This window comes from Psychrobacter sanguinis (genome assembly GCF_020736705.1).
Lineage (GTDB): Bacteria > Pseudomonadota > Gammaproteobacteria > Pseudomonadales > Moraxellaceae > Psychrobacter > Psychrobacter sanguinis.
On the sequence record NZ_CP085990.1, the window covers coordinates 2,198,196 to 2,217,060 of the forward strand.

The 18,865-nt window shown below is 40.1% G+C and carries 15 protein-coding genes; 2 read left to right on the top strand and 13 right to left on the bottom strand.

Translation table 11 applies throughout. The features are described 5' to 3' along the window. Positions 1 to 29 precede the first annotated feature (29 nt). From tnpB to LK453_RS09315, 13 genes are all read right to left on the bottom strand, one after another. The gene (tnpB, locus tag LK453_RS09255; RefSeq protein WP_193031469.1) at positions 30 to 374 is read right to left on the bottom strand and encodes an IS66 family insertion sequence element accessory protein TnpB; all 345 of its coding nucleotides are present in this window, start codon (positions 372 to 374) and stop codon (positions 30 to 32) included. After that, complete coding sequence (tnpA, locus tag LK453_RS09260; protein ID WP_227945149.1) at positions 371 to 766, bottom strand: IS66-like element accessory protein TnpA; 396 nt, start codon at positions 764 to 766, stop codon at positions 371 to 373. Before tnpA ends, tnpB begins: the two co-directional genes overlap by 4 nt. 207 nt (positions 767 to 973) lie before the next feature. Beyond that, on the bottom strand, positions 974 to 1,231 hold the full coding sequence (gene yfaE, locus LK453_RS09265) for a class I ribonucleotide reductase maintenance protein YfaE (protein ID WP_007395198.1): 258 nt from the start codon (positions 1,229 to 1,231) through the stop codon (positions 974 to 976). Between the two features lie 175 nt (positions 1,232 to 1,406). Continuing rightward, complete coding sequence (gene nrdB, locus LK453_RS09270) at positions 1,407 to 2,540, bottom strand: class Ia ribonucleoside-diphosphate reductase subunit beta (protein WP_007395197.1); 1,134 nt, start codon at positions 2,538 to 2,540, stop codon at positions 1,407 to 1,409. 160 nt (positions 2,541 to 2,700) lie between these two features. After that, entirely contained in the window at positions 2,701 to 3,504 is an 804-nt protein-coding gene (locus tag LK453_RS09275; RefSeq protein ID WP_007395196.1) for a DUF6602 domain-containing protein, read from the bottom strand. Continuing rightward, a complete protein-coding gene (locus LK453_RS09280; protein ID WP_201534428.1) occupies positions 3,497 to 3,961 on the bottom strand; it encodes a Mov34/MPN/PAD-1 family protein in 465 nt (154 codons plus the stop codon). The genes LK453_RS09275 and LK453_RS09280 overlap by 8 nt, the downstream gene beginning before the upstream one ends. Further along, positions 3,958 to 5,619: a ThiF family adenylyltransferase gene (locus LK453_RS09285; RefSeq protein ID WP_007395194.1), complete on the bottom strand. Its 1,662-nt coding sequence runs from the start codon at positions 5,617 to 5,619 to the stop codon at positions 3,958 to 3,960. The genes LK453_RS09280 and LK453_RS09285 overlap by 4 nt, the downstream gene beginning before the upstream one ends. Before the next feature lie 2 nt (positions 5,620 to 5,621). Then, on the bottom strand, positions 5,622 to 6,560 hold the full coding sequence (locus LK453_RS09290) for a nucleotidyltransferase domain-containing protein (protein ID WP_007395193.1): 939 nt from the start codon (positions 6,558 to 6,560) through the stop codon (positions 5,622 to 5,624). 141 nt (positions 6,561 to 6,701) lie between these two features. Beyond that, the gene (nrdA, locus tag LK453_RS09295) at positions 6,702 to 8,978 is read right to left on the bottom strand and encodes a class 1a ribonucleoside-diphosphate reductase subunit alpha (protein WP_007395192.1); all 2,277 of its coding nucleotides are present in this window, start codon (positions 8,976 to 8,978) and stop codon (positions 6,702 to 6,704) included. Positions 8,979 to 9,500: 522 nt separating this feature from the next. Next, positions 9,501 to 9,848: a YbeD family protein gene (locus tag LK453_RS09300; RefSeq protein WP_044298338.1), complete on the bottom strand. Its 348-nt coding sequence runs from the start codon at positions 9,846 to 9,848 to the stop codon at positions 9,501 to 9,503. A 143-nt stretch (positions 9,849 to 9,991) separates the two neighbouring features. After that, complete coding sequence (gene rpoD / locus LK453_RS09305) at positions 9,992 to 11,866, bottom strand: RNA polymerase sigma factor RpoD (RefSeq protein WP_007395190.1); 1,875 nt, start codon at positions 11,864 to 11,866, stop codon at positions 9,992 to 9,994. A 367-nt stretch (positions 11,867 to 12,233) separates the two neighbouring features. Then, a complete protein-coding gene (gene dnaG / locus LK453_RS09310) occupies positions 12,234 to 14,492 on the bottom strand; it encodes a DNA primase (protein ID WP_201534425.1) in 2,259 nt (752 codons plus the stop codon). Between the two features lie 338 nt (positions 14,493 to 14,830). Next, positions 14,831 to 15,994, bottom strand: coding sequence for an outer membrane protein assembly factor BamD (locus LK453_RS09315; RefSeq protein ID WP_007395188.1), 1,164 nt, complete (start codon positions 15,992 to 15,994; stop codon positions 14,831 to 14,833). Between the two features lie 479 nt (positions 15,995 to 16,473). Here LK453_RS09315 and LK453_RS09320 point away from each other — a divergent pair, with 479 nt between their 5' ends. Next, positions 16,474 to 17,643 carry an RluA family pseudouridine synthase gene (locus tag LK453_RS09320; protein WP_379652731.1) on the top strand — a complete coding sequence of 390 codons (1,170 nt, stop codon included), beginning with the start codon at positions 16,474 to 16,476 and terminating at the stop codon, positions 17,641 to 17,643. A 126-nt stretch (positions 17,644 to 17,769) separates the two neighbouring features. Next, positions 17,770 to 18,780 (top strand): polyphenol oxidase family protein, encoded by a 1,011-nt coding sequence (locus tag LK453_RS09325; RefSeq protein ID WP_007395186.1) that lies wholly within the window; start codon positions 17,770 to 17,772, stop codon positions 18,778 to 18,780. Positions 18,781 to 18,865: the final 85 nt, after the last annotated feature.

Sequence of the window (18,865 nt, forward strand, 5' to 3'; positions counted from 1 at the left end):
CAGAGTTTTATTTGCCTGTCATCTGCTATTTATAGGATGGGGGTTAATTTATCTTTGCCCATGTTACGCCAAGGCAGTCCACTGATTAAGGCATTAAATTGTTCACGGTTGATGCTGATGCCAGTTTGAGTGGTGGTAAGCTGTTTGGTTAAGCCATGAAATTTATTGTCATCGAGCTGACGGCTACAAAGCCATACGCCAAGCCCATCATGAATGAATACTTTTAGGCGTGTGCCTGCTTTGTTGTAAAACAGGTAGGCACAGTGAGGGCGAATGCTTTGGTGTTCGGTGATGATGTGGGCCAGTAGTTTGCCACTACCACATCGCATGTCCATAGGTGCGGTGGATAGCCAGATGTGAGTGATGGGTATCATTGCAGTCCTCGTAGTAGGTCAATCAAGCTTTGAGTGTCTATTTGGCTAATGTTGAGGTTTATCGTCCCAGATGCTCGAGCTGTGATTTGCAGTTTGATGTTCTTTATGACGGATGCTGAGCGTAGATGCGCACCTTCAGGCTCAAGATGGATTGGGATAAAGTGCGGGTTTGGATCATGAGACCTGTTTATAGCACCAGGTAATGTGTCAGCTTGAGCATGTGCCCGCTGATACTGGCGTTTCCAGTTATGTAGAAGGTTTTGGTTAATGCCATGCTCTCGGGCAATGCTGGCAATTGATCGACCTGAGTCTGTCGCTTCTTTTACTAAAAGCGCTTTAAACTCAGCGCTGTAAGTTCTTCGTTTGGGTTTATTAGGGGGTTGTGTTGTCATGTTAGTGTCCACGATTATTTGTTCATGGACACTATCTCGCATTTTTTAATAGAAAAAAAGATGGGATGGTCGGATGCTTACACTCTTCAAATGCCCATGATGATATGAAAAAGTCCGCCATAGTGCGGACTTTTTTTGGTTATGTAGTTGGATAAAAGAATAGTTAGGCAAAATACTTAGACAAAACATTTAACCAAAAACGGTACTTTACTTAACTTCCTTTAGATGAATCATGCCTTTAACCTGACAGCAGCAGGCGAGAATCTCGCCTTTCTCAATCATTGCTAAAGGAGGCTCGGCATAAGTAATCGGAAAAGAGGAAGCCGTTAACTTTAGACGACAACTGCCACAATACCCTTCGCGGCATTGATAGTTAATGTCATGTCCGGTCCTTAATAGACCATCTAACAAGGTTTCATCGTCATGAAGATAAAAGCGAGTCTTCGAGGTAAATACCCAAGTCATAGTGGTGAGTCACTTAGTAATGGTTTATTTATGGAGCAATGTTTAGAAGCTTAGACAAAGTAAATAAGACAAAAAAGCGTGCAGTCATTTTTACAACAACAGCACGCTAATTTTAAATAAGTCATAAAGCATGCTGTCTCAAAAGCCCTAGCATGCTTATCACTTGTGTCACAGATTACAGTTCGAAATCGTCAAAGTCACTGTCTGATAAATCAGAATCAATCTGACCTACTAAATAAGAGCTAATTTCGGTCTCTTGCGGTGCAACTTGAACGTTGTCAGAAGATAACCAAGTATTAATCCAAGGAATAGGGTTGCTCTTAGAGTCTGGGAAGATACTAGGTAGGCCCACCGCTTCCATACGTAAGTTGGTAATGTACTCAACATACTGACACAAGATGTCTTTGTTCAGACCGATCATAGAGCCATCTTTGAACAAATAGCCAGCCCATTCTTTTTCTTGCTCTGCCGCTTTACGGAAGATTTCGATACTTTCTTCGCGGCAATCTTCAGCAATCTCCGCCATCTCTGGGTCATCTTTACCTGATGCCAAGATATTAATCATGTGCTGGGTGCTGGTCAAATGTAAGGCTTCATCGCGGGCAATCAGTTTAATAATTTTGGCGTTACCTTCCATAAGCTTACGTTCAGCGAAAGCAAATGAACAAGCAAATGACACGTAGAAACGAATGGCTTCTAAGACGTTAACCGCCACTAGGCATAGATACAATTGCTTTTTGAGCTTTCTTAAATCAACGTGCTTTTGTTCGCCATTGACCATATGGGTGCCAGGACCAAACAAGCTGTATAATTGCGAATTCTGATACAGTTCATCATAATAATGAGCGATGTCTGACGCACGCTGTAAGATGTGCTCATTGTCCATAATATCATCGAAAACTACGGCTGGGTCGTTCACAATGTTACGGATAATATGAGTATAACTGCGCGAGTGAATGGTCTCAGAGAATGACCATGTCTCAATCCATGTTTCAAGCTCAGGGATAGATACCAAAGGTAGCAACACGACGTTTGGACTGCGGCCTTGGATAGAGTCGAGTAGGGTCTGGTACTTTAGGTTACTGATAAAGATATGCTGTTCATGCGTCGACAAATTACCGTAGTCAATACGGTCTTTTGACACATCAACCTCTTCTGGACGCCAGAAAAATGATAACTGCTTTTCGATAAGCTGTTCAAAAATAGGATGCTTCTGTTGGTCATAGCGCGCCACGTTAACAGGTTGACCAAAGAACATCGGCTCTTTTAGCGCATCATTTTTAGTTTGGCAAAAGATTGAGTACGTCATGGTATTACCTTTTCATTATTTCATTTAATTACAGTTATGTTTAAATTAAAGCTTCTTATTGTTGGTGTATGTTTTGAGTCCTACTTACCATTAGTGCGGTATATCTAAAAGCATAGGCAGTGCAAAGGTCTTACCAATGTAATTTACGACTAATTATGAACTAAATATCTGGATCAATTTTTTCATTTAAAACGTTCAGATAAGCCTGTAAATCGATAGCTGGGATTGTACCAATAGCTTGTTGAAGATAGCGAGTTAATTGCATAAAAAAAGTTATTAAAGAGTTTTCAGGACGACTCAAGGTCAGTTTGTTAAACCTTCTTGTCTCATAATAATCATTTATACGCTTATTAAAGTTTTTCTGATTAATATCTTCTTGTCCAATATAATCTATAGAAAAACTACCAGACTCAACAGCACAACCTAAATCAAGTGTTTGTAGGCCTTTTAATTTTGATAAATTGTCTTCAATTGTTTTTACCTTCTTATATGTATTACTTGTTGCTAATATGCCACCAACTATTTTAGTAAGAGGTCTAGCTGGTAGTGGGTGTCCAGAACTAATCATAGATGTAGACGTTCTTTCTAAGGATCTAACACTAGCTATCTTATTTCCAGCATATTCTATGTGCCCATATATGTCAGGTTTAACTTCGAATACAGCATATACACCTTCAGCTGGTATATAGTGAAAGCCGTTCTGTGAGAAAATAAAGGGAGTAAAATAATTATCATAGATGACAATATCGATTTGGTCACTAGTATTACCTTTGTGATCTATAATGATTGCTTTATCGACACTATACCGATTGGGTAAATAGTGTGTTAACCATTCAATCCAAGCATTTTCTAAGGCGTCACCTTTTGAACCAGGATGTTCTATAAAGCTTCTGTTAGTATTTAATTGAGCTTTCATTTGTTCTTGCATACCGTTGAAAAGCTCTTCTAATGGAATATTATTCATAAACTTCTAATCTATCATTGTGGAGAACGAAAAATTTATAGTCCTGTAATTTATTCTTTGTAACGCTAAGAATAAGTAAAATAGGATTTTCAATTTGTATACTTTGATTTTTTTGGATATTTAGCATCGCGTTCAAATCTGCTGTGCTAAACCATGGTTCATTGTCTGGATGAGTATGCCATTCGCCAATATAATAAATTCCTTCATCAATAAATAGCTTTTGAAAATATTTTTCTGAATAATTATTTTCTCTTGTAAATTCTACTCTACTACTAGTAAAAGACGTTGCGAGTATCGACTTTTTAATGTAAAGCGTTTTTAAGTCTGTTGTATATCTACCCAGTAAAAAACCACCAAATTCTTTAGGATAGTAGGGGACGCTTGATTGATAAATGGATTCTAATAAACTATCTTCTATAATTAGTTTTAAGTTCTTATAACGTTTGATTATATTCAAAATTTCCTAACCTGTAGAGTTTCATCATTATCAATATAATCTATTACAAAACTATCTAGCTGTTTTTCAGCAACCATAATATTGATATGTTTTAATGCAAATTGTACAAGGGTAGATACATCATTGTATGACGCTTTAAATGTAGGATTCCAACAGCCTAGAGGGTTATATAAGTCATCAACATCATTAACTAATATTTTTTCAAATTGATGTCTTACAAAATTATATGTATTTGGTGATACACCACAAACTAATGACTTTGCGCGATTAGTTATTGATAAATTAATAGTACTAGCTGTTATCGCAAGACCGTCTAGAACGTACATTAAATCGTCATCTGTAGAGCAGTCAAAAATATAGTCATAAGCTGATAACTCTTTTTCAATAGTGTCTTTAAATTGTTTGCTATAAGTTTCCGACTTCAAACTTTCAGTGAAAAGAGTTTTGCTTATTTTGATTTCAACAAAAGGTGAAATGCTCGTAAGTATTTGAGCTAACTCTTCTACCTTATTAGTGTAAGCGAATTGAAATTCATATTCTGAACGACAAACATTCTCTGGTTTTTTAATGTCGTAATCAACTAGCAAAATATTTTTACATCCACAACGTACTAAAGTTTTAGCTACATTGCTACCAATTGCACCTACTCCAATTATTAAAATTTTTGAATTAGTTAAAGTCTCGTTAAATGCCCCTCTTCCAAAAAAATAAGGGTAAGAAGAGTTATTCGTTAAAGCCCAATTAATTTTTTTATCTTGTAAGGAATAAGTAGGTTTACCACTAGCATCTCTTTTAATATGAAAGATTGGCTCATCGATATTTAATAAGGCTACTTGCCAATGTATAGTGCTGTTTCTTATATTAAATCCGATAAATAATGGCAATGGTTTATGACTAGGATGACTTGATCTTATAGCTATAATATGTTGTGAAAGATAGCTTAAAAATTCTTGATTAATTGATTTAGAAAACTCTTGCCAGTTATCAAAAGAAAAGCGTTTATTAATTGCTGGAGAATTTTCGATAAATAAATATACCCCTTCGGTAGTTTCAACTTCTTTATTAGAATAATGAGAACTCCAATTACAATATTTAGTAACAGTAGACTTACTATAAAAAAAACTCTGTACTAAAAAGTTATTTATAGTTGATTTATCATACGGCCTTTTATTTAAATAATTAAGGTGAACTGTTCCGTATTCATCTTTGGAAAAATCGTGTTCAACTTCTGTGAACTGATAGGAGTAGAATTCGCCATTAAAATTTTCTGGTGTATATATTAAGTGCTCATAATGACTATCTGATTCTTGGTTAACAATATATTTGGTAATCCAGTTTTTGATAGCATCAAAGTCTTGCCTTAACTTTTTATTAAAGTCTATACAATGATGATTATGAAAACATACTGAACCATCGCTCATAACATGACTGTATTCAATAAGCTCTATATTTCTAAAGTATATTGTTTCAGATCCACTTACTTTAAGTGGATAATGAGAACATATGGAAACTTTAAAAGTTATTCCTTTCTCAATACCTTCAACATTAAAACAGATATTGAAATCTACCGCATCATCTTCAAATTTAAGGTCGTTTAATTCCGAAACATATTCAATACTATCAATCGCTTTTTTCAAATCTTCTTTAGAGAATCTCATATCTAACCAAAACGCTCAGTAGAAGAAGGGATAGATACAGGAGTAACACTAGCTACCCCGTAACTTAAGTCATCTTTATCAGAGCTTTCAGCAAACTCTTCATTCTTCTTAAAATATAATTCGATATTAATTTCGTTGTTATTTACATTAGTAAGTAATTTATTAAAGTCATAAGCTAATTTTTTACGTTGAGAAGAATCCAATGTACTCATTAAATCGTTATTAGAGTTACCTGGGTCAGGTAGTTTAAATGTTGAATCTTCTATGTTATCAACAACATATTGAAGTATAGTTTCAAGTTGTGTCCATAAACTTCCTGTTGGTGAGGTCTTATCGTAAGCTTTGATAACTAAAAGCTCGAAAAAGAAAGACTTATATTTTTTAGAATTTTGAAACTTCCATATCTTTAATAATCTAATTATCTTCCTTTCTGTTTCTTTACCTTTTATATGATCTATCTGACTTTGAATATTAGTTTTTAAGTAACCGGACTCAGAATTTGAGTCAGATATATGTAAGTTTAAATTTCCTGTATCTAGATATGTATCAGTTTTAGTTTCGCGCGCAGGAACAATATCAATTTCAATGTTATCTTCTTCAAACTTTAGTCCAATAGAGACAGTTTGTTTACGAACAGTAGTTTTTTCACCGAACTTAGCATCCAATTTTTCATAGACATCATTGAACATAGCTTCCAGGGTACTAAAGCTATCATGCTTAAAAGGTACTACTGAGTCTAAGTCGAATTTAGTATTGATGGCAGTATGTTTACTGTAAGAACCTGAATCAAAAGGACTATAAGTATTATTTTTATATTCGGATTTCAAAAACTCTTTTATCTCGTTTCTTCTATCTCTGTATTTATTAAACAAATCATTTATATGACTCATCCTATGTGATTCTAATACTTCTTGTAGGTATTCACTTTTGTAATCAGCCACTTAGTATTCTCCATAATTTAAAAAACTTTGTCCTTACGCCGAGGGACGAGGCACGGACATAGCCATTAACAATAGACTGCCCATGCCTCGCATATTTCTCCCCGTTTAAAAAGCTCCGATTTTGAGGCTCATCTTGTTCGCTTAAAGCTTACAAGCACCGCTGGCACAGCCATCATCGATATCGGCTTGAGCATCGTTAGCACCGTCACGAGTGTTGTGATAATACAGAGTCTTAACACCCAATTTATAAGCGGTTAATAAGTCTTTTAGCAGAACCTTCATTGGCACACGGTTGCCTTCAAAACGAGTTGGGTCATAGTTAGTATTGGCAGAGATACTCTGATCAATAAACTTCTGCATAACCGCTACCAGTTTTAAATAGCCATCATTGTTAGGCATTTGCCATAACAACTCATAGTTGTCTTTTAAGTTTAAGATATCAGGTACCACTTGCTTTAAGATACCGTCTTTAGACGCTTTAACAGACACCAGACCACGAGGTGGCTCAATACCATTGGTCGCGTTGGCAATCTGACTTGAAGTCTCAGAAGGCATTAACGCTGACAAAGTAGAGTTACGTAGACCATGCTCTTTAATCTCGCTACGTAGTGCTTCCCAATCCAACTGCAATGGCTCATTGCAAATCTTGTCTAAGTCCGCTTTATAAGTATCGATTGGTAAGATACCTTGTGAGTAAGTGGTCTCATTAAACGCTGGACAAGCGCCTTTTTCTTTCGCCAACTTGTTAGACGCTTTTAGTAAATAATACTGTAGCGCTTCAAACGTTTGATGGGTTAAGCCCAGTGCTGAACCATCTGAGTATTTCACACCGTTTTTAGCCAAGTAGTAAGCGTAGTTAATAACACCAACACCTAGCGTGCGACGATTCATGCTGCCATTTTCAGCGGCTTTAACCGGATAGTCTTGATAATCAAGTAGGGCGTCTAACGCACGAACGATTAGCTCAGCAGGCTCTTCGATATCGTCTAAGCTCTGTACTTCACCTAAGTTTACCGCTGACAATGTACATAAAGCGATTTCGCCTTTTTCGTCATTGATGTTGTCTAGTGGCTTAGTCGGTAACGCAATTTCCATACATAAGTTTGACTGACGGATAGGGGCCACAGCAGGATCAAATGGGCTGTGCGTGTTGCAATGGTCAACGTTTTGGATATAGATACGACCGGTGCTGGCACGCTCTTGCATCAATAAGCTGAATAGGTCAGCCGCAGGTACGTGACGTTTGCGGATATTCTCATCTTGCTCATACTCGGTGTATAGCTCTTCGAACTTGTCTTGGTCAGCGAAGAAGGCTTCGTATAGACCTGGCACGTCAGAAGGTGAGAATAGGGCGATGTCTTGACCTTTAATTAAGCGCGTGTATAGGGTACGGTTGATTTGAACCCCGTAGTCCATATGACGCACACGGTTGTCTTCTACACCGCGGTTGTTTTTTAGCACCAACAATGACTCTACTTCTAAATGCCATAAGGGATAGAATAAAGTCGCTGCACCACCACGGACGCCGCCTTGTGAACAACATTTAACGGCCGTTTGGAATAGCTTATAGAATGGGATACAACCGGTATGTTGCGCTTCACCGCCACGGATAGGGCTACCAAGGGCACGGATGTTACCGGCATTGATGCCGATACCGGCACGCTGTGAGACGTAGCGAACGATGGCGCTAGTAGTAGCGTTGATAGAGTCTAAGCTATCACCACACTCAATCAATACGCACGAGCTAAACTGACGCGATGGGGTGCGCACACCTGCCATGATAGGGGTCGGTAATGAGATTTTGAACTGTGAGCTGGCATCATAGAAGCGCTTCACATAGTGTAGACGCTCAGATTTGTCGTAAGAGGCGAATAGACACATACCTACTAACATGTATAAGAACTGAGGGCTCTCATAAACGGTCTTAGTCACTCGGTCTTGTACCAAGTATTTACCGGCCATCTGCTCAGCAGCGGCATAGGCTAGAGTCATGTCACGCCAGTGGTCGATGTACTCATTTAATTCATCAAACTCTTCACGTGAGTAATCTTGCAAAATATGCTCATCGTATTTACCAGCTGCAGTCAGCTTGGTGACATGATCAAATAAATGAGGTGGCTCAAATTGATTGTAGGCAATTTTGCGTAAATGGAAGATGGCCAAACGTGCGGCAAGATACTGATAGTCTGGTGTATCTTCTGAAATTAGATCGGCAGCAGCTTTGATAATAGTCTCATGAATATCACGAGTCTTAATACCATCATAAAACTGAATGTGAGATTTTAATTCTACTTGAGAAACGGAAACATTATCTAATCCTTCCGCGGCCCACGTTATGACCTTATGGATTTTATCTAAATCGATTGGCTCTAAACGGCCGTCTCGTTTCATTACTTTAAGGTTATCCATATGTGTCATTGCTGTCTCCGCTTGTTATCGCTAAATGTGGGATTAATGGAAGTATTACTGAAAAATTTCACTTGTTCCTATAGTGCCTGTCTTTAAATTGAAACACAAGATATAGGGTGCTTTTAGTAATGTAGGCACAATATAAAGGAAAAAAACAAAATTTACTATCTTGACAAATCGAGGCTTACTAGTTCAACTCAAATAATTGAAATGAATAATTAGCCACCAAAAATACTTGCAAATTTGCAACTGCTGAGACAGTGTTGCCTACAGCTTGTGTCAAGTAAAATTATCAATAAAAATGGGGCAAAAAAACTTTTTTCAATAAATTGTAAACGAAGGTTTTGGTCTGGGAATGTATTCAGGCAATCTCGCTAATCTGGAAAATAATTCACTATTAAAAAACACACAAATAAAAAGAGCAGTGGTTAACTGCTCTTTTTAAATGAGATTTTAGGACGGTCTAGTCTACTACTATATGAATATCTGTCTATAAATATCTAATGCCTGCTGTTTAGGCAAGCATAACGCCTATACCACTGTACGAACAGTATTGGCTTTGTCTAATGAGGCATATAACTCATTAACTTGCTGCGCATCTGTGAAGTACAATTTGGCACGGACTGAGGTAAAGCGGCCAGTGCTTGATTTCTTAACCACTAAGCTTTCCATGTCAAATTCTGGGAACTGAGTGCCTAAAATAAGCTTCACTTCATTTAGAAGCGTGTCATGTTCGCCTTCATGACCAATAATGCTCATCGGATAGTCCATTGGGAATTCCCAAAGATGATGATTTTGAATATCGGTCTTCTTAGCATCAGGATTTGATTGTAGCGTTAAACACTGGTTAATATTAATTTTTGGATTGTTGTTTGACATAATCATGTCTCCGTTAGGTATCCAGAGTTGTTTTGGATTTAGCACTAAAGACCAGTAAGTATCGATATAGGCTATTTTTAATCACAAAAAAAGCTGAGATGACTCAGCTTTTTTTATAAAAATGCAGTCATATTAATTAACGTTTAGTCATTCTCAAGGAATGAACGTAAATGTTCAGAGCGAGAAGGGTGACGCAATTTACGTAACGCTTTGGCTTCAATCTGACGGATACGCTCACGGGTAACATCAAACTGTTTACCGACTTCTTCCAAAGTGTGATCCGTTGGCATATCGATACCAAAACGCATACGTAGTACTTTCGCTTCACGTTCTGTTAAGTTACTTAATACGTCTCGAGTCGCTTCTTGTAGGCCCGCTGAGGTGGCATCTTCAACTGGACTAGAGATGGTTTGGTCTTCAATGAAATCGCCTAGGTGTGAATCTTCATCATCACCGATTGGTGTCTCCATAGATATGGGTTCTTTGGCAATTTTCAAGACCTTACGGACCTTAACTTCGTCCATTTCTAAACGTTCGCCTAATTCCTCAGGCGTTGGCTCACGGCCCATCTCTTGTAATAACTGACGTGACACACGGTTTATTTTGTTGATAGTCTCAATCATGTGTACCGGAATACGAATGGTACGGGCTTGGTCAGCAATTGAACGGGTAATGGCCTGACGAATCCACCAAGTAGCATAGGTTGAGAACTTATAACCACGGCGGTATTCAAACTTATCTACTGCCTTCATCAAACCAATATTACCTTCTTGAATAAGATCCAAGAACTGTAAACCGCGGTTGGTGTATTTTTTGGCGATAGATATTACCAGACGTAAGTTGGCTTCTACCATTTCTTTCTTAGCACGGCGGGCTTTGGCTTCGCCAATCGCCATACGACGCGCCACTTCCTTCATCTCGCCAATTTCCATGTCGAGCTTGTCTTCATGGTCACGGATACGGCGCTGTAATACAACGACATCATCAACGACTTTGGCTAGGCTATCTGCAAATTTAGGATTGCCTTTTAGACGATCGGTTAGCCAGTCAACGTTAGTCTCATTGCTTGGGAAAGTCTTACGGAATTCAGCACGTGGCATCTTACCGCGGCGAATAACCAAACGCATGATTTGACGCTCTTGCTTACGGACATCGTCATAGACGTCATGCATGATAGCCATTACGTTATCTGACATACGGTTGTTAAGCTTTAATAGCATGAAGCGATCAGCCAACTGCGCATACGCTTCTTCCGCTTGTGGGCTACCACGGCCATACTCTTCTAACGCTTGTTTGGCAGTAGCGAATAGCTCACGAATTTCTTCGACGCGCTGACGAACCAATTCAGGATCTAAGCCGCCTGCTTCTTCGGCATCTTCCTCTTCATCGGTCTCTTCTTCTTCTTCGTCCTCATCATCAAGCTCTTTAACTTTAGATTTAGTAGTGATGACTGGTAATTGTTCCTCATCGTCTTCAACCACAGGAGGTTCAATCTCTTCAGGATCTAAGAAACCAGTAATAACGTCTGAAAGTTTTTTCTCGCCGGCTTCAACTAAGTCATATTCATCAAGAATGAACTGTACTGTGCCTGGCCAGTAAGCCATAGCATGCTGAACATCACGGATACCTTCTTCGATACGCTTGGCGATAACAATCTCGCCTTCACGGGTCAATAGGTCTACCGTACCCATTTCACGCATATACATACGCACAGGGTCAGTGGTACGGCCTGGCTCAGTTTCTACTGCTGCTAGTACCGCAGCAGCTTCGTCAGTGGCCATCTCATCGTCATTGGCCCCATCGTTCATCAAGATATCATCAGCATCTGGTGCCGATTCAAAAATTTTAATACCAACATCCGTAAGCATTTGAACGATGTCTTCAATTTGGTCGCTTTCGGTAATTGAGGCGGGAAGTTGGTCATTCACCTCAGCATAAGTCAAATAGCCTTGCTCTTTACCCATTTGAATAAGGGTGGCTAATTGAGAGGTAGATTGAGAGGCTGCCTTATCGGTCATAATATCTCGCTTGCAATAGAAGATGTGGGTTAAAGGTAGAGTGGGGTGCAATTGCTTTTCAGATGGCCAGATTGTTGTCTTATTATTTTAGTTTTTGCAATAAAGCTATTTACTCTAAGTTGAGCAACCAAATCTGTAGCCAAAGAATAAAAATTTTAGTCCGATATTATAACATAATATCCAAAACAGCACCGCAAATACGGCTATCCGTCGTAAAAACTAATGCAGATATTTGCCTGATATTTGCTTAGGTACTACCCGGTGATATTAATGATATGGGGGCATTACCTATTTTTTAAAGCCATCAGGATTATTGTCTGCATAAACAATAGGTTAATAAAGTTTTTAAAAAGCTAGATTAACCCTCTTAAGTCATCTTACTGGTCTGTGTAGCCTGCTGCTGCTTTGACCAATTCATTAAGGTCTGTCGTTGGCGATTTAGGTGCCTGATAATAATAATATTTTTAGATTGTGACATTTGTTTTGATAACGCATTTAGCATCAGTTGCACCAATAAATCATCAACCAGCTCATCGACATCGATAATACCGCGCTGATTTAAATTGGACCAAAAAGAGTACCAACGTTTGGCCAATGTCTGCTGCATGGTCGCCGGAAGATTGGCTAGGATAAAGTGGGCGGCAGCATTGGTATCCTTGGGCAAATGAGGCGCTAAAGTGTTAATGGTCTCAGTAAGCTGTACCAAACTTGGACTGTCAAAATCTTGCCAACTGGGCAGTGGTGGCGCTTTAACAGAGGCTGTCGTATTAGATTTGATATTAGGCTTGAACGACGCATTAGCAGCAGTAGCAGTCTTGACAGGGGCATCAACAGAAGCCTTATCGCCATTTTGGTCAGTTTTTTGTGGTGAGCGCTCTTCACACAGCTCAATGGCTGCCACACCAGACTCTTGCCATATACGCTGAATAGGGTCTTCTTCCATTAAGTTTGGTGAAAACAACAAACACAGCTCAAGCATTCGGCTGACGGTCATGTCACTATCAAAGTCTAATAACACATCGTGAGCCGAGTTCTTTTGACCTTTTCGGCCACCTAGCTTCTGATAGATGTCATTATTAAGCAAATACTTGAAGCTTGAGCCTTTGGGCAAATTATTGGTCAACTGCCTGACTTGAGACATCAGCTTGGCTTTGCCTTCTGCCATACTCAAATCATAACGCTCACTGAGATAAGCGAAGATATATTGTGACAAAGGCATGGCTTTTTTAATTTGCTCACGCATCGCATCCACCCCTTGCAGGGCAATGTAGGTGTCAGGGTCATGACCACCAGGTAACGTCAAAAAGCGCAGCTCTTTGTCATCACTAAGTACGGGCAATGCCACCTCCAAAGTACGCCAAGCGGCTTTTTGACCGGCACTATCACCATCAAAACACAATGTTAAGGTAGGGTTTAATTGTAATAAGCGTGAAATTTGACTTTCGTTTATGGCAGTACCCATTGAGGCGACCGCACCATAAATGCCCGCTTGATACAAGGCGATGACATCCATATAGCCTTCGACCACAAGCCAATCATTGGCTTTGTGTTGTCGAGATTCATAGTAGCCATAGAGCACATGCTGCTTATGGAACACAGGCGAGTCACTTGAGTTAATATATTTGGGCTTTACCTCATTGTCTAAAGCACGCCCTGCAAAGCCAATGACTCGGCCTTGATTGTCACGAATGGGGAAGATAACTCGGTCACGAAGCAAGTCGTAATCGCGTCCTTTCTCAGACTGTCGCACCAAGCCTAATGCTTTTAGACCTTCTATATCTTGCGGAAAAGCCTGCTCTAAATGTTGCCAACCGGTGGGCGCATAACCAAGTTTAAACTCTTCAATAATATTGTCGCTCAAGCCACGCTCTTTGAAGTAGCTCATGGCCCGTGAGTTATGGCGTAAATTATGCTGATAAAACTCACTGATACTCACCAAAAGCTCATATAGATTGCCATCTTGAGCATTTTGGGCATTGTCTTGCATCGGCACAGAGCCTGAGGCAGGGTCAAAGCTGGCGAGGTCATCGGAATAGTAGCCCATATCCCAATCTGAAGGTGGGGCAGAGTTATAGTAACTGCCTTCATCAAAGTAGCCGGTGTCATTAACGCTGTTTGTATCCTCTACAGGAATGACGTCAACCGTTGGTGGCAACTCAGTATTACCTGACTCTGTTGGTTGCTGGGTAGAAGCTGGACCAGTAGACTGCGATTTACCAGCAGAAGATGATCGAGTTTGTGTATTGGGCTGAGACGAGGGGGCGTTAAAGTTTTTGGGTTGCGACTGAGGCTGCTTTTTTACCCCTTTTTTATAACGTAAATCTTTATTGTCCTCTTTGGGTATCTCAATACCGGTCTGACGAGACAACTCTGTTACCGCTTCCATAAAGGTTTGATTTTCATAATCGCGCAAAAAGCTGATGGCATTACCACCGACACCGCAACCAAAGCAGTTATAAACGTTCTTTTGTGGATTGACATAAAAAGAGGGCGTTTTTTCGCCATGAAAAGGACAGTTGCCTTTAAATTCTTTGCCGGCACGTTTTAAAGTGGTGTGTTTGCCAATAATCCCTACCAAATCGGCTTGGCTATTTAATTGATCAAGAATATGGTTAGGGATGCTCATAATTGCGTTTGGCCTTACCAAATATAGAACGATTTTAGGGAAGTTTTGCGCGACAGAATAAAATCTGTTTTTTTTAGACAGATAAGCCACTTTAAAGGGTTAGCTTGTAAAGTGGCTTAATGATATAACTTTGAGTGCATGAAAGGTAGGTAAACTCAGACTATAAAAGCCGACATACCGCTTAGATTCATCTTAGCTCATGCTTATTAATGCTTAGTGAATACTTACTAGATAGTTCACTAGGTAACCCATTGAATAATTCAACAGGATCAACAGCATTAGGTAACTCGCTAAACTAAACAGTTACTTAATGGGCACTAGACAAGTATCTAGTGGACTTATTGGTCAACGCTGTTATCAGGATACATCTGTTTTGGACTGGCAATACGGTTTTGAGGCTGAGTATTGGCTTCCTCTGGTAAACCGAGACCTAAGTTTACACCGCGGCGACCACTTTCAATAGGAGGTAAGTTTTGTCCAGAAGCTGCGGCATTATCTGTTGGTAGCTGTAACTGAGCTGCTTGTTGAATAACTTGCTGCTTAGTAGGACCCGTGTACGTAGATGTTTCAGCATCAGAGTCAGCACGTTTGTCAGAACGACCAAGCTTACCATAGGTCATTCTACTCAATAGGCTACCAGCACGATTATTACTGATACGAACTTTACCATCACGGGTTAGCCATTCAGGATAGTTGATCTGTAATAAGGTTTTGTATTGCTGAGCTAAGTCATTTAAGCCTAATTGCTCATTGGTATACGCTAAGATAGCGATAGCTTCAGGAACTTGCTGGCTTTGTGGGAAATATTGGAATACCCATTTTGCACGGTTTGCTGCAGCAACGTAGGCTTCACGCTTGATATACCAACGCGCAGCTGATAACTCACTTTCAGCAAACTGGTTATAGATATACGTCATACGCTGAGCGGCGTCTGGTGCATAGCTACTATTTGGGAATTTAGCCAATAACTCTTGGAAGTTACCAAAAGCCAAACGGTAGTATGAGGTATCACGATGCGCCTGTTGCAGCTTGGTGATATTCAGCAAACTGCTGGTACCAGCTTGCATGTTTGCCACGCCGCGCACATAGTAAGCATAATCGACTTGGTTATTGCGAGGATATAGCTTAATAAACTGCTCAGCACTGGTAACCGCTAAGGCATATTCGTTTGATTGGAATTGGCTATACATCAAGTCTAATAGCGCTTGTTCTGCGTACGCACCTGTCGGATAGAACGTACGAAGCTCTGACAATTGCTCTGCAGCGTAAATGTAACGCCCTTTGTCCATAGCATCAACCGCTTCTTTATAGTACTGAGCGTCTGTTTTTTCTGCAGTGGCTACCGCATCACTGTCTTTACCAGTAATGTTTTTTAGCGTCTGACAGCCTGTTAGGCTAAGCATACCGGCTGTTAATAAGGCGACAGTAAGCTTGGTCTTACGAGAAGCGTTAGGGGAATTAGGGGTTAATGCAGTAAATAACGAAGTTGAAGCACGCTGCATGGAAATCTCCGCAGAATATTTTAGTCAAATTTTAGTGGCTCTAGTGTAGCACGCTACCATAATATTTTGGTATAGGATTGTTGAGTGATTGCTACCTTAATCTATTTGGCGCCTTTGTTTATGGTCTGATACAGTATTATCTAAAAATAATTTAATTACTTTATAGTATCAAAATAACTTATATAACCGCATCGGCTATCTAGGTAATTCAATGAGAATAAGCCAAATCATGCTACACTTAGCATATTTATAAGAAACTCAATTTGGTCCAAATCACTATGTCAGCAAAAGAAACGTCAGCAAAAGAAACAAAGTCAACGAAAGTGTCCTCCTCAACGTCAGAAAAGACAGCAGCTACCTCAGAGAACTTATCCCCGTTGAAAAATAGCCCAAACTTAACAACCAATCAAGCAGGATCAACGGCTAAATCGGCTCAGTTAGATTCTGAGTCTACTTTAACAGATAATGAGAACCCTTCTATGTCGCATTCGGCAGATACACCATTAGACCCACAGGCACAGACAGTGAAGCCATCTGACCCTGAGTCCACTGCGGATTATGAGGACAGCTTGGGCGAAGCAGACTTTGATGACGAAGACTTTGAGGGTGAAGATTTAGAAGACCTAGAAGATTTGGAGGACTTAGAAGATCTAGAGTCTGATGAGTTAACATTAGAAAATGAGGCGTCTTTAAATCCAGTTTTAGAGGTTGAAGCTGAGTACACAGTGACCGATGACAAAGCAGGACAGCGCATTGATAAACTGGCGGCAGAGCTGTTTGCCGATCATTCTCGCTCGCAGCTACAAGAATGGCTAAAGTCAGGTAACTTAACGGTCAATGGCGAAGTAGAAAAACCAAAATACAGAGTTAGGGTGGGCGATAAGTTGTTGTTACAAGCCAAGCTTGAGCAGCATGGAACGGATGAACCTGAAGACATCGCTTTAGATATCATGTATGAAGATGACAGTGTGCTGGTAATTAACAAGCCTGTGGGCATGGTGGTACATCCTGGCGCTGGTAATTGGACAGGAACCTTGGTTAATGGTTTGTTATATCACTATCCCAATCAAGCCCATTTGCCAAGAGCTGGTCTGGTACACCGTATTGATAAAAATACTTCAGGACTGTTGGTCATTGGCAAGACTAAAGCGGCTCAAATGGAGCTGCAAGACCAACTAAGAGACAAAACTGTGTATCGTCATTATCAATGTATTGTTGCCGGTGATGTGGCAAGTCTGAAACGTCAGCGTACCATTGATGCTCCGATAGGCCGTCATCGTACCCAGCGTACTAAGATGACCGTGAGCAGTGTGGGCAAGCCTGCGGTCACTCATATCATGAACATTACTGCTTTAAACGACAACTATAGTCTGCTCGATGTACAGTTAGAAACCGGCCGTACTCACCAAATTCGTGTCCATTTAAGTCATATCGGTCATCCTATCATTGGAGATGATGTCTATGGTAATCGTCAGCAGTTAAGAGCCGGACTAACCCCAGAGCAGCGTGAAGCTATCCAAAAATTCCCGCGCCAGGCACTGCATGCCTATCAATTAGGGTTTGTTCATCCTGAGACAGGCGAGGATATTGAAGTCACCGCGCCGCTTCCTGATGACATTATAAAACTGGCTGAAATTCTAAGTGAATAAATGAGTAAAAGTGTCGCTTTGGGCCAAAGGCTAATATAGGTTTAATGTTCAAATAAGTTTAACGCTTAAATGAGCTATCAGGCTTAGCTTCTGTCCATTTCTGTCAATGAATATACGGGTATTAACATGTCAAATTTGCCCAAGGCTCAACCTTATCAAGTACTGGCTCATATTGATAACGTTTTGATAGTTCAAACCAATGCCGGTACGCTGTTAACAACGCCCGCTGATAGCACGTTTGATAAAACGGCTGTTAACACAACTGGTGAAGAGCCGAATCAGTCAAACAGCTTTGGCCAATTTAACTTGGGTCTGCATGTCAACGATGACCCTACCCAAGTGCTGCATAACAGAGCAGTGCTGTTACAGCTGTTGAATGAGTATCTGATAGCGCATGATTCTGAATCTGAACCTGAACATCAACATGAAAATGGCAAAGTAGCGGCTGTTGAAGCCATTTACTGGTTAAACCAAATTCACAGCAATCAGGTGATACGCGTTGATGCGACCGATCAGAAAGCACCCCATAAGCTGTCTTTGACGCCTCCTTCTGCCGATGCTTTGGTCACTGTAGCACCTCATCAAGCATTAGCAGTGATGACCGCTGACTGTGTACCTATTGTTATTTATGACCCCAATTCTCAGCAAGTAGCTGCCATTCATGCTGGCTGGCAGGGTTTAGCCAACGGGGTCATTTTCGAGACTTATCATGAGCTTAATAAGATTAAAGGCACTGTAACTGGCGATAAGCCTTTGCAAGCTTGGATAGGGGCTTGCATTAGCCAGTCTTGTTATGAAGTGTCTAATGACGTGGTCAATAAGCTGTTGTTGGGTTGTGAAAATGCAGGTATGAATCGCCAAGATATTGAACAACAGATTGTTGGCAAGCATGAAGATTCTAATAAAGCTTGGTTGGATTTACCCAAATTGGCTCAATTACAGTTAAATCAATTGGGCATAGAAGTGGTCGCTCCTCAGGCAGAAAGCAGCCCGTTAGACGCGTTGTCTGAAACTAAGGGAAGTCTCGCCTTAGCGTGTAGCTATGGCGATAATAGCTATTATTCTTATCGCAGAAAAACGCATTTGGCTGAGAAGAATACTGGACGTATGGCTTTATTAATTGTCAAACTGAATTAAGTCAGTATGCTCGGTTATATAATGTTGTCTAAATTTGCAAATTTGGTCTAGGTTAGGTTAAATAGGCCCTTTATTTAATATTAGG

Bases quoted from the DNA above. Each gene is read 5' to 3' on its own strand.
- tnpB (WP_193031469.1), bottom strand. From the start codon at position 374: ATGATACCCATCACTCACATCTGGCTATCCACCGCACCTATGGACATG.
- tnpA (WP_227945149.1), bottom strand. From the start codon at position 766: ATGACAACACAACCCCCTAATAAACCCAAACGAAGAACTTACAGCGCT.
- yfaE (WP_007395198.1), bottom strand. From the start codon at position 1,231: ATGACTTGGGTATTTACCTCGAAGACTCGCTTTTATCTTCATGACGAT.
- nrdB (WP_007395197.1), bottom strand. From the start codon at position 2,540: ATGACGTACTCAATCTTTTGCCAAACTAAAAATGATGCGCTAAAAGAG.
- LK453_RS09275 (WP_007395196.1), bottom strand. From the start codon at position 3,504: ATGAATAATATTCCATTAGAAGAGCTTTTCAACGGTATGCAAGAACAA.
- LK453_RS09285 (WP_007395194.1), bottom strand. From the start codon at position 5,619: ATGAGATTCTCTAAAGAAGATTTGAAAAAAGCGATTGATAGTATTGAA.
- nrdA (WP_007395192.1), bottom strand. From the start codon at position 8,978: ATGACACATATGGATAACCTTAAAGTAATGAAACGAGACGGCCGTTTA.
- LK453_RS09300 (WP_044298338.1), bottom strand. From the start codon at position 9,848: ATGTCAAACAACAATCCAAAAATTAATATTAACCAGTGTTTAACGCTA.
- rpoD (WP_007395190.1), bottom strand. From the start codon at position 11,866: ATGACCGATAAGGCAGCCTCTCAATCTACCTCTCAATTAGCCACCCTT.
- dnaG (WP_201534425.1), bottom strand. From the start codon at position 14,492: ATGAGCATCCCTAACCATATTCTTGATCAATTAAATAGCCAAGCCGAT.
- LK453_RS09315 (WP_007395188.1), bottom strand. From the start codon at position 15,994: ATGCAGCGTGCTTCAACTTCGTTATTTACTGCATTAACCCCTAATTCC.
- LK453_RS09320 (WP_379652731.1), top strand. From the start codon at position 16,474: ATGTCGCATTCGGCAGATACACCATTAGACCCACAGGCACAGACAGTG.
- LK453_RS09325 (WP_007395186.1), top strand. From the start codon at position 17,770: ATGTCAAATTTGCCCAAGGCTCAACCTTATCAAGTACTGGCTCATATT.